11 protein-coding genes are annotated in these 13,388 nt (G+C 62.6%); 2 read left to right on the top strand and 9 right to left on the bottom strand.

The window, feature by feature from the left end:
- Window positions 1–44: 44 nt before the first annotated feature.
- Window positions 45–950 (top strand): UTP--glucose-1-phosphate uridylyltransferase GalU, encoded by a 906-nt coding sequence (galU, locus tag AC3EMP_RS30395; protein WP_023671956.1) that lies wholly within the window; start codon window positions 45–47, stop codon window positions 948–950.
- On the opposite strand, the gene AC3EMP_RS30390 is transcribed toward galU, so the two are convergent.
- Window positions 951–2,735 (bottom strand): outer membrane beta-barrel protein, encoded by a 1,785-nt coding sequence (locus tag AC3EMP_RS30390; protein WP_488494708.1) that lies wholly within the window; start codon window positions 2,733–2,735, stop codon window positions 951–953.
- A gap of 150 nt (window positions 2,736–2,885) precedes the next feature.
- Between AC3EMP_RS30390 and AC3EMP_RS30385 the strand changes: the two genes are divergently transcribed.
- A complete protein-coding gene (locus tag AC3EMP_RS30385; RefSeq protein WP_023704013.1) occupies window positions 2,886–3,881 on the top strand; it encodes a KpsF/GutQ family sugar-phosphate isomerase in 996 nt (331 codons plus the stop codon).
- Between the two features lie 87 nt (window positions 3,882–3,968).
- On the opposite strand, the gene AC3EMP_RS30380 is transcribed toward AC3EMP_RS30385, so the two are convergent.
- The 8 genes from AC3EMP_RS30380 to AC3EMP_RS30345 all read right to left on the bottom strand — a co-directional run bounded on the left by AC3EMP_RS30380 (window position 3,969) and on the right by AC3EMP_RS30345 (window position 13,378).
- The gene (locus tag AC3EMP_RS30380) at window positions 3,969–4,433 is read right to left on the bottom strand and encodes an NfeD family protein (RefSeq protein ID WP_023671953.1); all 465 of its coding nucleotides are present in this window, start codon (window positions 4,431–4,433) and stop codon (window positions 3,969–3,971) included.
- A gap of 96 nt (window positions 4,434–4,529) precedes the next feature.
- The gene (locus tag AC3EMP_RS30375; RefSeq protein WP_023686408.1) at window positions 4,530–5,480 is read right to left on the bottom strand and encodes an SPFH domain-containing protein; all 951 of its coding nucleotides are present in this window, start codon (window positions 5,478–5,480) and stop codon (window positions 4,530–4,532) included.
- Window positions 5,481–5,638: 158 nt separating this feature from the next.
- On the bottom strand, window positions 5,639–6,703 hold the full coding sequence (gene hemH, locus AC3EMP_RS30370) for a ferrochelatase (RefSeq protein WP_023751331.1): 1,065 nt from the start codon (window positions 6,701–6,703) through the stop codon (window positions 5,639–5,641).
- Between the two features lie 155 nt (window positions 6,704–6,858).
- Window positions 6,859–8,877 (bottom strand): bifunctional metallophosphatase/5'-nucleotidase, encoded by a 2,019-nt coding sequence (locus AC3EMP_RS30365; protein WP_023751330.1) that lies wholly within the window; start codon window positions 8,875–8,877, stop codon window positions 6,859–6,861.
- 197 nt (window positions 8,878–9,074) lie between these two features.
- On the bottom strand, window positions 9,075–9,452 hold the full coding sequence (locus tag AC3EMP_RS30360; RefSeq protein ID WP_023683250.1) for an Omp10 family outer membrane lipoprotein: 378 nt from the start codon (window positions 9,450–9,452) through the stop codon (window positions 9,075–9,077).
- A gap of 188 nt (window positions 9,453–9,640) precedes the next feature.
- Complete coding sequence (locus tag AC3EMP_RS30355; protein WP_023751329.1) at window positions 9,641–11,086, bottom strand: homospermidine synthase; 1,446 nt, start codon at window positions 11,084–11,086, stop codon at window positions 9,641–9,643.
- Between the two features lie 127 nt (window positions 11,087–11,213).
- A complete protein-coding gene (locus AC3EMP_RS30350; protein ID WP_352594675.1) occupies window positions 11,214–12,452 on the bottom strand; it encodes a hypothetical protein in 1,239 nt (412 codons plus the stop codon).
- Between the two features lie 2 nt (window positions 12,453–12,454).
- The gene (locus AC3EMP_RS30345; protein WP_023751326.1) at window positions 12,455–13,378 is read right to left on the bottom strand and encodes a heme-dependent oxidative N-demethylase family protein; all 924 of its coding nucleotides are present in this window, start codon (window positions 13,376–13,378) and stop codon (window positions 12,455–12,457) included.
- Window positions 13,379–13,388 lie beyond the last annotated feature (10 nt).

Below are 13,388 nucleotides of genomic sequence, written 5' to 3'. Positions count from 1 at the left end.
CGAGGCGGGATTGCCGGGCACGCCCTCAAACGGATAATTGACGCATGAAGCGAGTTCGCAAGGCAGTTTTCCCGGTCGCCGGTCTCGGCACACGGTTTCTCCCGGCCACCAAGGCCATTCCCAAGGAGATGCTGACCGTCGTCGACCGGCCGGTCATCCAGTATGTCGTCGATGAGGCGCGCGAGGCCGGCATCGAACATTTCATCTTCGTCACCGGCCGCAACAAGGCGGTCATAGAAGACCATTTCGATATCCAGTTCGAGCTCTATGATACGCTGGCACAGCGCGGCAAGGACGATCAGCTGGCCCGCTTGCAGCGGCTGCAGCCGGCCCCGGGGCAGACCTCGTTCACCCGCCAGCAGGTGCCGATGGGTCTCGGCCACGCCGTCTGGTGCGCCCGCGAACTGGTCGGCGACGAACCCTTCGCGCTGTTGCTGCCCGACATGATCATGCAGTCGGAGAAGAGCTGCACGAAGGCCATGGTCGAGCTCTACGAGGAGACCGGCAACAACATCATCGCGGTGCAGGAATGCGATCCGGCCGAAACCCACAAATATGGCATTGTCGGCCGCGGCGAGGACACGCATCACGGCTTCCGCATCACCGAGATGGTCGAAAAGCCGAAGACCGGCACCGCGCCGTCCAATCTCTACATCAACGGCCGCTACATCCTGCAGCCCGAGATTTTCAAGATCCTCGAAAGCCAGGAAAAGGGCGCCGGCAACGAGATCCAGCTCACCGACGCGATGCTGAAGCTGGAAAAGCAGCAGCCCTTCTTTGGCTACCACTTTCAGGGCCGCACCTTCGATTGCGGCTCGCCGGAAGGCTTCGTCGAGGCCAATGTCGCCTTCGCGCTGTGGCGCAGCGACATGAACGAGAACATGGCCGGCGTCATCCGCACGCTGCTCGATGAGATGAAGCCGTCCGAGCGTCGCGGCGCTGCTTTTTAGCTACCGCTGCAGCTTCAGCCCCAAATAGATGCTGTTGGCGGTGTAGTTGCGCCCGGGCAGATTGCTGGTCAGCTTTTCGGTGCGGGCGCGGCTGGTGAGGCCGACATAGCGGTTCAGCCACCAGGTCAGCCCGGCCTCTGCACTCAGCGTCATGTCATGGCCGTCGGAGCCGGTGTAATTGCGCCAGTCGAGCCCAAGGGCTGCGTTGCCGGTCAGGTCGGCGCGGATCTGCCGCTCGCCGGTGAGGCGGCCGGAATAGAGGATGTCGCCGCTCTCACCGGCATTCGTCGTGCCTTCGACCGTGGTTCGCCCGGTGAGGCCGATGATGGTACCGCGCTCGGGCGACCATTTGAGGTCGGCATTGATGGTGGCTCCCGAAATCGCCTCCAGGTTCTTGTCGTCGATCGCCTCCCTCAGCCAGCCGGCCGAGAACTCACCCTTGAGCTTCTCGCCCATGTCGACTTCGATACCGGCGCGCGCGCCAAGCCGGGTCGAAGAGCGCTCGAAGCCCTTGTTGTCGATCCGTTGGTCATATACCCGGCGGCCGAGCTCAATCTCAGCAAAGGGCGTCAGAGCCGGGGAAATTTCATAGCCGGTCCGCAACGTTGCGGTGTAGAGCGTGTTGTCCTGGTCCTTCTGCGACAGCGAGGTGCCATCGGTAAGTTCGGCATCGCCATAGATGTCGTGGGAGACGGCGCCGGTCAGCGCAAAGCGCATCTTGCCGACGTCCTTCTCGACGCCGAGGCTGCCGTCGACCGTCTGGCGGATCGGCTGCGATTTGACGCCGGCAATGGCGTCGGGCGCGGAGGCCGATTCCGGTGCAATCTCGTAGCCGAGCTTGGCGATGGCGCGCAGTTCATTGTCGAGGTCGACATTGTACGTGCCTTGGATACGGCCGCGTGCCTCATTGATCTTCTGGCCCGAGATGGTGTTGCGGAAATTACCGTAGCCGTCGATGACCGCCGAATTCTCGCGCCAATCGGAGGCGGCGGAGAAACGCAGCGCCGTTTCGGACAGCACCGCCGACTTGCCGCCAGCGCTGGAATCGGCGTTCGACGTGACGGCAACGCCCTGCTCGAGCGCCGGCCGCAGCAGGAACGAGCCGACCTTGATGCCGGTTGCCGCGTACGGGTCGTCCTCGAGCTTCTTCTTCAGGCCCTCGATGGCGTCGGTGCGCTCGGCGCCGGGGTCGAGCTTTCGTCGGTCGACGCCGTCGACGGTGAGGACACGGCGGTTGGCTATGTCCTGATCGGCGTCGCCTGCCGCAGTGCCGTCCGGAGTCGTTCCGGTGGTGGTCTGGTCCGTGGCTTTGCCAGGCTTCTTCTTGTCGGCAGCCTTGGTTTTGTCCTTGGCCTTGTCTGCATCCGCGGCGGCGCCTTGTTTTGCCGTCGATGGCCGGCGTGGCTGGACGGTTGGCGGCTTGTCGGCGCCCGAATTGTCGATGGTCGCCGGCGGGTCGAAAATGCTGTTTGCGCCGGCCTGTGACGGGTCGGTGTCGTCAGGCAAGGCGCCATCGCTGGCCGGCACATAAGCGGTTGGCGTGTTTCCCGTGGGGGCGGTGTCGGCAGGGGCGGGCTTGACCTGCGTGTTGGCCTTGGTCAATTGCCTGGCCCGGCGCTGCTGGTCGGACAGGATCGCCGATTCCGAAACTTCGCCGCGCAGCTCGGTCTCCTGGGCATGAAGCGCAGTTGGCCGCAGCAAAGCGAGCACGCTCGTCGCGAGAAGCAGAGCGCAAAAGGCTCTGCCCGTTCGACCTTTTTTCTCTTGAGGCTGGGCCCGCGACATCGTCACCACTGCTTGCGCGGCGCAAGCGCGCCATACTTACCGAACCGTAAACGGGGATGGTTAACGGAGGGTTGAAGGTGTGCCTGTACGACATGGCTGGACGGCAATTCTGTTGGACAGGCGAACGGCAAAGCGCTAATCGCATCAGCCATGCATGCGGGATCCCCAGAAAAGAAGCCTTTGGAGGCTTCGGTCGCCTCGGCGCTGAGAACGGTAGCCACGGAACAGGCCGGCGTGGCGGCATTGGCCGCCGCGCTGGAGAACGAACTGGCCGAACCTTTCGCCCGCGCCGTCGACATGGTGTCGCGCATCAATGGCCGCGTCATAGTCACCGGCGTCGGCAAAAGCGGCCATATCGGCACTAAGATCGCGGCTAGTCTGGCTTCGACCGGCACGCCTGCCTTCTTCGTCCATCCGGCGGAGGCCAATCATGGCGACCTTGGCATGATCGCCAGAGACGATGCCATCATCGCCATGTCATGGTCCGGCGAGAGCAAAGAATTGATGGGCATCGTCGCCTATTCCAGGCGCTTCTCGATCCCGCTGATTGCGATTACCGCGGGCGCGGCCTCGGCGCTGGCGCGCGCGGCCGACGTGGTGGTGCTCCTGCCGTCCGCGCCGGAAGCCTGCCCGCACGGTCTGGCGCCGACGACATCGACCCTGCTGCAACTGGTGGTCGGCGATGCGCTGGCCATAGCGCTGCTCGAAGCGCGCGGCTTCACGCCCGACCATTTCCGCACGTTCCACCCCGGCGGCCAGCTCGGCGCCAATCTCACGCAGATCCACGAGATCATGCATGTCGGCGAAAGGCTGCCGCTGGTGGCTTCCGGCACGGGCATGCGCGAGGCGATCCTCGAATTGTCGAACAAGGGCTTCGGCTGCGTGGCGATCGCGACGGCGGATGGCGCGTTGGTGGGCATCATCACCGATGGCGACATCAGGCGTCACATCGGCAGCAATCTCATGGAAATGAGCGTCGATCAGGTGATGACGAAAAAGCCGAAGACGGCCACACCGGACACGCTGGTGGCGACGGCGCTGCAGATTATCAACAATTCGGCCATTACGAGCCTGATGGTGGTCGAAGGCAGGCGGCTCGTGGGACTGGTTCATCTGCACGACCTGCTGCGCATCGGCGCCGCCTGAAAAAATCAAAGGACGCGTCGCGTTCGGGAAGCCCTAGGCGACGCGGCCTGATTTTCCGGATCGAAAGCGCCATGCGCTTTCGAAATGTCAAACTGCCTCGACGGTCAGTTCCAGATCGGTGTCGGCCGAACTGACGACGCGCACCTGCGTGCCGGCCGGCAGGTCGGGACCGGAGACGCGCCACAGTGTGTCGCCGAGTTTGATGCGGCCGCGACCGTCCTTGATCGGCTCGGCCAGCGTTGCCATCCTGCCGACCAACTGCGCGCCGCGCCGGTTGAGCAGCGGCTGGTCGCTAGGGGTATTACGCCCACCAACCAGCTTCTTTCCGGCAAAGGCCGAGACCAGCGACAGGGCCAGGAAGGCGAGGACCTGGACTTCCCAGGCCCAGAAGCTTGCGTCCCAGACGAGCAGGGAAATCACACCGATCACCAATGCGGCGATGCCGATCCACAGCATGAATATTCCTGGCGCGATGACCTCCATCACCAGGAGGACGAAGCCCAGAACCATCCAGTTCCACGGACCAAGTTCGGAAATGATGCGGTCGAACATGGGAGTGCGCTCCTACTTCCTGTGGAGCATGATCTTTTCCGAAAACCGGTTCCCACTTTTCGGGATCATGCTCGCGACCTCAGTTCTCGTCAGGTCTCAGTTCTCATTCGGGCGAACCACCGGAGGGCGGGCGGCCTGCCTGGCGGCGCCGGCGGTGCCTTCGCTGCGGAACACCTCCCTGGCGATCTCGCTTATGCCACCGAGCGTGCCGATCAGCGCCGAGGCTTCCATCGGCATCAGCACGACCTTGCTGTTGTTGGCGGTGCCGATCTTGCCCATCGCTTCAGTGTATTTCAGCGCCACGAAGTAGTTGAGTGCCTGCACGTCGCCCTTGGAGATGGCTTCCGATACAACCTGGGTGGCTCGCGCTTCGGCTTCGGCCGAGCGTTCGCGCGCCTCCGCGTCGCGGAAGGCGGCTTCCTTGCGGCCCTCGGCCTCGAGGATCTGCGACTGCTTGAGGCCTTCGGCGGCGAGGATCTGCGCACGCTTGTTGCGTTCGGCGGTCATCTGACGGCCCATCGATTCGATGAGGTTGGCCGGCGGATTGATGTCCTTGATCTCGACGCGGGTGATCTTGATGCCCCACGGATGCGCCGCTTCGTCGACGACGCGCAGCAGCCGTTCGTTGATGGCGTCGCGGTTCGACAGCAGTTCGTCGAGGTCCATCGAACCCATGACGGTACGGATGTTGGTCATCGTCAAATTGAGGATGGCGTTCTCCAGGCCGGCGACCTGGTAGGCGGCCTGGGCCGCATTGAGGATCTGGTAGAAGGCGATGCCGTCGACGCCGACAATGGCGTTGTCGCGCGTTATGATTTCCTGGCTCGGAACGTCGAGCACCTGCTCCATCATGTTCATCTTGGCGCCGATTCGGTCGACGAACGGCACGATGAGGTTGAGGCCGGGGCTTAGTGTTTTGGTGTAACGACCAAAGCGCTCCACCGTATAATTATAGCCTTGCGGGATTGTCCGGATGCCTTTGATAAGAAGCACCAATACCAGAAAGGCAAGCGCACCAATCGCAATACCGAAACCACTGAAGTCCATTTGAATCTCCCTCAGATGCCGGCCATGGCGTTGATTCCATGCAACCGACTTCACCAAACACTTAGGTGTGTTTCAATAATGTTACAATCAGGTGATCGTTGATTATTAGTGCATGGAATAGCGCAACTGCGGCGATCGATCGCCGCAACGTGGCGGCCTCAGACCCAGCCCGACAGCTCGCGCCGCACCATCGCCTCGATCACCGCCATGCCTTCTGCACTGTCGTTGAGGCACGGGATGTGGGCGAATTTCTCGCCGCCGGCGTGATGGAAGGTCTCGGCCGCCTCGCGGCCGATTTCGTCCAGCGTCTCGATGCAGTCGACGGAAAAGCCTGGGTTGACGATGGCGATCGATTTCACGCCGTCCTTCGCCAGTTCCTCGACCGTCTTGTCGGTGTAGGGCTGCAGCCATTCCTGGGCGCCGAAGCGCGACTGGAAGGTGATGATCAGCTTCTTTTCATCCCACCCCAGTCGTTCACGCAACAGCCGTGTCGTCTTCTGGCAGTGGCAGTGATAGGGATCGCCCTTCTCGAAATAGGGCTTCGGGATGCCGTGATAGGAGGTGATGACCACCTCGGGCTCGAAGTCTAGCGTTGCTAGATGCCGTTCGATCGAATGGGCGAGCGCCTCGATGTAGACCGGCTCGTCATAGTAGGGCGGAACACTGCGCACGGCAGGCGCGCGGCGCATCTTCATCAAGGCGCGAAACAGCTGGTCGTTGGCGGTCGCGGTGGTGGTCGCGGAGTATTGCGGATAGAGTGGGAACGACAGGATGCGGTCGCAGCCTTGTGCGACCAGCCTTTGCGCGACGCTCGCGGTCGAGGGGTTGCCGTAGCGCATCGCCCAGTCGACCACGACATCGGGTAGGTCGATGAGCGCTGCGGCCAGCTTTTCGCCCTGCGCGCGGGTGTAGGTGCGCAGCGGCGACTCGTTCCTCTCGCGGTTCCATATCCTGGCGTAATTGGCGCCGGACTTGTTCGGTCTCGTGGTCAGCACCAAGCCGTAGAGGATCGGATACCAGATCGCCTTGTTGAGCTCGATAACGCGCGGATCGGACAGGAATTCGCGGAGATAGCGCCACATCGGCTTGAAATCGGTACCGTCCGGCGTGCCGAGATTGACCAACATGACGCCGATCTTGCCTGCCTTTACCGGCGGATGTCCGGCCGGCAGCGGGTCGAGCGCTTTCGCGGCTTTGGGGTCGACAGGCGTGGAAAGCGTCATGAAGGTCTCCCGACACCGCGAAACCGACGATGTCGGGCGAACCTAGCGATGTGGCGCGAGTTTTCAATGCTGCGTCTGGCCGCACCTTACCTTGAAAGCCAAAAACCCGTCCGGTTACCCGGACGGGTTTTGCTGGTCGTGAGTGCGAAGCGAGGTTACTTCGCCGGAATGGTCAAGGTCGCGCCGACCGGAAGCCGGCGTGGCTCGTAGCCTTTGTTGGCCTCGGAGATCACCTTCCACTTGGCGCCGTCGCCATAGGCCTTCTTGGCGAGATCCCAATAGGTATCGCCGGCGACGATGACATGGCTGGCTTCGGCCCGGGCGGCGTCAGCCGGCTTTGCCGGAGCAGGTGCGGCTTCGGCCGGTTTTGCCGGTGCCGGCGTTGACGGGGCCGTTTCCGCCGGGACAGTCGGCGGCGTGGTGGTGATGTCGCCGGAGCCTGCCGGCAATGCGGGCATCGCCGGCTCCGCCGGTGCAGCCTCGGCCGGTTTTGCCGGTTCGGCTGGAGCAGGTGCCGGTTCGGCTGGTTTTGCCGGCTCGGCGGCCGGGGCAGCCGCTACGGTTGCGGCAACCTCGGTGATGCGGCCGTCGAGCTTGGGCGTATAGGGCCGGTGCGCGGCGAGATAGTCGGCAACCACCTGTTCGAGGCCGGGGCCGTAATCATAGGCGTTCTTGGCCTTCTCGGCGAAGACCTTGTAGCCGTCGCCGCCCTGGCGGACATAGTTGTTGGTGGCGACCAGATAGTCCTTGTCCGGGTTGATCGGCGCCCAGGCGCCGCCTTCCATCACCTCGACCGACTTGACTCGGCCGGCATTGGGCGCGACCGACTTGTCGAATGAGTATTTCAGACCTGCCACTTGCGGGAAGCGGCCGCCGCCGTCCTCGACCTGGCTGACGCCGTTTTCCAGCCCGGCAACCAGATCCTTGCCGGAAATCTGGAAGGTCGCCAGCGTGTTCTGGAACGGCAGCACGGTCAGCACCTCGCCCATGGTGACGGTGCCTTTGTCGATCGAAGCACGCAAGCCGCCGCCATTGGAGACGACGATCTCGACGCCCTGTCCCTTGACCCGGTCGAGGATGGCGTCGGAGACGAGATTGCCCATCGCGCATTCCTTGGTGCGGCAGCTTTCGCGGCTGCCGTCGATGGCCTCGGTGGTCTCGGCCACTTCCTTGTTCTTCAGCGCCTCGATCGGCGCACCGAGTTCCTTGATGCGGGCAAGAACGGCCGGATCGGGAATGATCGACTTGTCGAGGAAGATCGGGTCGCCGCTGGCTTCCTTGACGTTGCCATTGTCGTCGAACACGACCTTGAATTCGCCGAGATATTTCGAATAGGACGCGGCCTGCACGACAGGCACCTTGGAGCCGTCGGGGTTGTCGACCATCGTCGGATAGGGGCCTTCCGCCTTCGGGTCGGTGTTGGACAGAAGCGAATGGCTGTGGCCGCCGACCACCACATCGATGCCCGGGATCTTGGCGATGGTATCGCGCTCGCGCCTGTAGCCGATATGGGTGACGGCAATGATCTTGTTGACGCCTTGCGCCTTCAGCTTCTCGACCTCGGCGGTGATCGACTTGACGTCGTCGGCGATGGTGATGTTGGGGCCGGGAGAGGCGAGTTCCGGCGTGTCGTTGGTCACGGCGCCGACAATGCCGATCTTCTGGCCGCCGACCTCAAGCACAATCGACGGCTTGATCTTGCCTGCGGCACCGGACTTGTCGTTGGGCACGACATTGGCGCTGACGATCGGGAACTTCGCCTTGTCGAGATAAGGCACCAGCGCGCTCTCGCCATCGTCGAATTCGTGGTTGCCGAGCGTCACCGCGTCGGGCTTGATCTGATTGAGGAATTCCTCCTCCGCCGTGCCCTTGTAGGTGATGTAGAACAGCGATCCCTGAAAGCTGTCGCCGGCATTGAGCAGCAGCACGTTCTGGCCTTCGAGCTTCTTGCGCTCCTGTGCGATCGCGGTGACCAGCCGGCCGGCGCCGCCGATGCACTCACCCTTGGTCTCTTCCTCGGCCGAGCAGGTCGACTCGTATTTGTTGTTGCCTTCGATGCGGCTGTGCCAATCGTTGAAATGCAGGATGTTCAACGTGTAGTCGGCAAAGGATGGTGCGGCCGACAGGCCGAGTGTCGAGGCAGAGAGGGCGGCAATGGCGGCGAGCTTCTTCATCTTCGTCTCCCGGATATGATCAAAGGCGTTTAACGCTCTTGCCCGACTGCAGGATAACAGCCAGCATTTCGGGTATGTTCACATCGCGGTTGTGGCGATGCAAGAAGAATCAGGGCGGATAACCGGCATCGGTTTGCCGGCATAAAAAAGGCGGCGGCATCGCGGCGCCGCCATCCGCAAAGCCGCATGGGAAAGGTTCAGCCGCGCCTGGTCAGCACGAAGTTCTGCCCGGCGGAGCTGGTGCAATTCAGCTGGTTTATGGACACCAGCAGGCAGTTGAAAGCGATTGGCTGCTGCCGGATCAGCGAGGTTCCGTTGATCTCGACCGAGGTGGCGCCGGTCTTGGTGTAGCTGCCGTCAGCGAATTTCTCACCGGTCTCCGCCGAAACGGTGGTGAAGACGCCGCCGTTCAATGTCGAGACCGCCTTGCCTTCGGCGTTCAGCCATGAGCCTTCGACGCCTCGCGCCTGCGATGAGATCGGTGGCCCGTCGGAGCCGCCGGTGGTGCAGGCGGCAAGCATCGTCGCAAGAGCGCCCGCCGCGCCCGCAGAAAGAATTTTGCGCGCAATCGTCATATCAAATCCTCTCCTGACGCATCGGCCCAATCGTCAAACGACGTTTTGGAGAACACGATGTGCGTGGCCTCAAGTTTCCAGAGCCGTCCCTCGTGCGTCCAAATGGATGCACACTGCTCTCGTCCGCTTCCCTTCAATCGCCCGATTTCCGGGCGATTGCAAGGCAGTGAGGCAGGGGTATGGAACCGCTATCGAACGAGGATGTTGCGGAATTGCCACGGGTCGCTTTTGTCGAGGTCCTCGGGAAACAGGCCCGGACGGTTATCGAGCGGCGTCCAGTCGGTGTAGTAGCCCTTGACTGGTCCGAGATACTGGGACTGCACTTCCAGGCAGCGCTTGTAGTCCATCTCGTCGGCCTCGACGATGCCGGCTTCCGGGTTTTCCAGCGCCCAGACCATGCCGGCGAGCACGGCCGAGGTGACCTGCATGCCGGTAGCGTTCTGGTAGGGCGCCAGCTTGCGGGCTTCGGCCAGCGACAGCTGCGAACCGTACCAGTAGGCGTTCTTGGCATGGCCGTAGAGCAGCACGCCAAGCTCGTCCACGCCATCGACCAGCTCGTTTTCGTCAAGCACATGGTGGACCGGCTGCGGCTTGCCGGCAGCGCCGAACATTTCGTGGAGTGACAACACGGCGTCGTTGCAGGGGTGATAGGCATAGTGGCAAGTCGGGCGGTATTGCACCTTCCCCTTCTTCGACCGCACGGTGAAGAAGTCGGCGATCGAGATCGCCTCATTATGCGTCACCAGGAAACCGTATTGCGCGCCCGGCGTCGGGCACCAGGAGCGCACGCGGGTGTTGGCGCCGGGCTGTTCGAGATAGATCGCAGCCTTGGAGCCATGCTTGTGCTCCTTGCCGTTCTTCGGCATCCATCTCTCATGCGTGCCCCAGCCGAGCTCGGCCGGCTGCAGCCCTTCCGAGATGAAACCTTCGACCGACCAGGTGTTCCAGAACACGTTCATCGGCTTCGGCTTCTTGGTGCGCTGGGTGTCGCGCTCGGCGATGTGGATGCCCTTGACGCCGGCCTTTTTCATCAGCTTGGCCCAGCGGTCACGGTCGTCCTGCGCGGGTTCGGAAAACTCGAGGCCGAGGTCGCCGGCAAGGTTCAGCAGCGCCTGCTTGACGAACCACGAGACCATGCCCGGATTGGCGCCACAGGTCGAAACCGCGGTAGCGCCGCCGGGCTTGTCGTGCTTCTCCTTGATCAAGGCTTCGCGCAGCGCGTAGTTGGTGCGGCTGGCATTGTCGGCCCTGGCGTCGAAATAGAAGCCGAGCCACGGCTCGACGACGGTGTCGATGTAGAGCACGCCGAGCTTGCGGCAGAGCCGCATCAGGTCGACCGAGCCGGTATCGACCGACAGATTGATGCAAAAGCCCTGGCCGCCACCATTGGTCAAAAGCGGCGTCAGCAGTTTCTTGTAGTTTTTCTCGGTCACGTGCTCCTGGACGAAGGCGATGCCGCGCTCGTCGAGCAGCTTGCGGTCGGTGTCGAGCGGGTCGATGACCGTCATGCGCGACTTGTCGAATTTGAAATGGCGCTCGATCAGAGGCAGCGTTCCCCGTCCGATCGAACCAAAGCCGATCATCACGACAGGGCCGGTGATTTCACCGTAAACGGGCCAGTTTTCATTCGCCATTTTATCGAGCACTCCTTCAAGCAACGCGCCAAAACGGCCGTTCGACCGCCGCGCGACAAACCATAGATCATTGTCACAATAAAGCGAAAAGCAGGGATAAGGTTAGTTCCCGACGGCGCAGATGCGCCTACGGTTCGAGCAGTTTCGCGAATTCCGGCGTGAGCAGCGCTTGTGCTTCGGAGTCCGGGATTTCAACGAGATCGCCGCCGCAAGCCTGGATGACGTTGGGCAAACCTTGCAGGCCGAAGACCAGAACCTGCCTGTCGCCATCGCGCTTCAGGCTGGCGCCGAGATAGTCGCCGATCAAATCGTCGATGCCGCATTCGGCCTCGTAATCCACCTCGGTCTGGTCGCTTGGCTTCTTGCGCTTCTCCTTGACGAAGGTGGCCAGCGAGGGGCCTGGCTTGCCGTCGACCGTATCGGAAAACATGTCCTGAAGGGTAAGCAAGGCGCCACGGCGCACGTCCATGACATAGGCGTCGGAATAGTTGTTCGGATGCGCACCGCCGCAATAGAGGCTGCCGGATTCCGACCAGCTCATCAGCTTCGGCGTCAATGACGTAACTTTGGACGTCGTGTCTTCATAGCCGCCAAGCGAATCGTCGTCCATGCCCTCCATCGGCGGCCCGTCGTGGAAACCGGCATATTGCAGCGCCGCGCATGTCAAGGCGCTGAGGCTGTCATGCCAATGGCGGTTCTGCAGCAAGGCATTGGCGGCTTCGATCGGCGCACTGCCGGCGAGATCGACGATGCGCGGCCTGGCGAATTTGGTGCGCGGATCGGTGACATAGTTGTAGGCTGCATCCGGCCAACCTTCCTTGGCGTCTGCCTTGGGCGCGAAATCCAGCTTGAGATAGTCGTAGGGCGATGCCGCCATGGTGATCGGCGCATCGTCGCCCGAGAATGTCATGTCGGTGAAATCATAGAGATCGCGTGGCGTCGTCGCCGGCGTCTCCGTCTGGGCACGGCTGGCGATCCTTGTCAGCTTCAGCGGCAGGGTCTTTTTGGCCGTCCAGGTGCCTTCCAGCGTCTTGCCCTTGTCGGCGGAACTCAACCGCCAGACGGCGCCGATGGGTGGAGCCTGGCCGTCGCCGCACTTCTTGGCATCGCAGGCTTCTTCCTCGGCCAATTGAAAGGTGGCGCCCTTGCTCGACTTCGCCTGCAGAGGAATATCGACGCCCTTGGAGCGGTAGAAATAGCGGCCCGCCAGTGCCTCTCCAGCCGTCGCCGGATCACCGGTAAACTCGACGACGATGTCGATGTTGCCGAGCTTCCCCGCATAGGTCACCGGTTCCGCATGCGCTGTTGCCGGCAACGCCAGCAATGCACCGAGCAGGACGGCTAGCTTCAGAACATGTCGGATCATCGTCACTCCTGAGCCATGGTTTGCAGGCGTTGCATCAGCCGGTCACGGTCTGATGTCATCCCCTTATAGTCGAGTTGAGCCTCATCCAGCGCCTGCAATTGCGCCGCGAAAGAGGCGGCAAGCGTTGCCCGGTCGGGATGCCGCGCCAGCACTTTCAGCGGGTCGAGATGGATGCGGATGGTGAACAGGATGTCGCGCGACAGAGGCAGTTTGCGCAGCGTCTGGCGCTCGACGCGGATGAAGGCGTGGGCGTTGACGTCGCCGTCGGGAAATCGCGAGGGGCGGTTGGTGGCACGGTCGATGCGCTCGACATTGGAGAGCGGATGATAGAGCGCGTCGCCGGCCTGGATCGACCAGTTGAAGCGTTCGACGGCCTGGCCCTGCAGGCCGTCGAACATGCGGTTGATGAGCTCCGCCGGCCTGGTGCCCGGACCGAAGCCCGGCACCGGTGCGTGGATCTGCTGCAGCGGCCGGCCGAACTTCTCGACCAGCGACCAGGATGACGGGAAACACAGCGAGCCGGCGGCGAGCCGCCAGCCGGTGTCGTCACGGCGCATCAGGATCAGGTCTTCCTGGACGAGCAGCGACGCTGCGACCAGCGGGGCATCGTGGAAGGTGGCGTCAGAGTCGGCTTTGGCGCCAATGACCTCAACCCCGGCATTGGTGCGCCGGTACATCCCGGGAAATGTCGACAGCAGATGTGCTTCGATGAGGCCGCGCACTTCGCGCTGGGTGTCGCGCGTGCCGTCTTCCTCGACAAACACCTTGTCGGGAATTTCGGCATAGAGCCGGCGCTTTTCGGCGAGATGGTCGAAGAGATACCGGTCGACCTCGATCCACTTGTCGAGCTCGAGCGGCTTCAGCCCGATGGTGAAGAGCTTTGAGGAGCCATCATAGGGCGTGTGCGTGGGCTGACGAGAATTCATGCTTCGCTAG

It is taken from the genome of Mesorhizobium sp. P160219, assembly GCF_057786095.1.
The sequence above is the reverse complement of the archived record's forward strand: the minus strand, read 5'-3'. Positions and strand labels throughout refer to the sequence as shown.

Excerpts from the sequence above, each read along its gene's own strand:
- hemH (WP_023751331.1), bottom strand. The coding sequence starts at position 6,703 with ATGACGCTTTCCACGCCTGTCGACCCCAAAGCCGCGAAAGCGCTCGAC.
- AC3EMP_RS30355 (WP_023751329.1), bottom strand. The coding sequence starts at position 11,086 with ATGGCGAATGAAAACTGGCCCGTTTACGGTGAAATCACCGGCCCTGTC.
- AC3EMP_RS30345 (WP_023751326.1), bottom strand. The coding sequence starts at position 13,378 with ATGAATTCTCGTCAGCCCACGCACACGCCCTATGATGGCTCCTCAAAG.
- AC3EMP_RS30375 (WP_023686408.1), bottom strand. The coding sequence starts at position 5,480 with ATGGACTTCAGTGGTTTCGGTATTGCGATTGGTGCGCTTGCCTTTCTG.
- AC3EMP_RS30385 (WP_023704013.1), top strand. The coding sequence starts at position 2,886 with ATGCATGCGGGATCCCCAGAAAAGAAGCCTTTGGAGGCTTCGGTCGCC.
- galU (WP_023671956.1), top strand. The coding sequence starts at position 45 with ATGAAGCGAGTTCGCAAGGCAGTTTTCCCGGTCGCCGGTCTCGGCACA.
- AC3EMP_RS30390 (WP_488494708.1), bottom strand. The coding sequence starts at position 2,735 with ATGTCGCGGGCCCAGCCTCAAGAGAAAAAAGGTCGAACGGGCAGAGCC.
- AC3EMP_RS30350 (WP_352594675.1), bottom strand. The coding sequence starts at position 12,452 with ATGATCCGACATGTTCTGAAGCTAGCCGTCCTGCTCGGTGCATTGCTG.
- AC3EMP_RS30380 (WP_023671953.1), bottom strand. The coding sequence starts at position 4,433 with ATGTTCGACCGCATCATTTCCGAACTTGGTCCGTGGAACTGGATGGTT.
- AC3EMP_RS30365 (WP_023751330.1), bottom strand. The coding sequence starts at position 8,877 with ATGAAGAAGCTCGCCGCCATTGCCGCCCTCTCTGCCTCGACACTCGGC.
- AC3EMP_RS30360 (WP_023683250.1), bottom strand. The coding sequence starts at position 9,452 with ATGACGATTGCGCGCAAAATTCTTTCTGCGGGCGCGGCGGGCGCTCTT.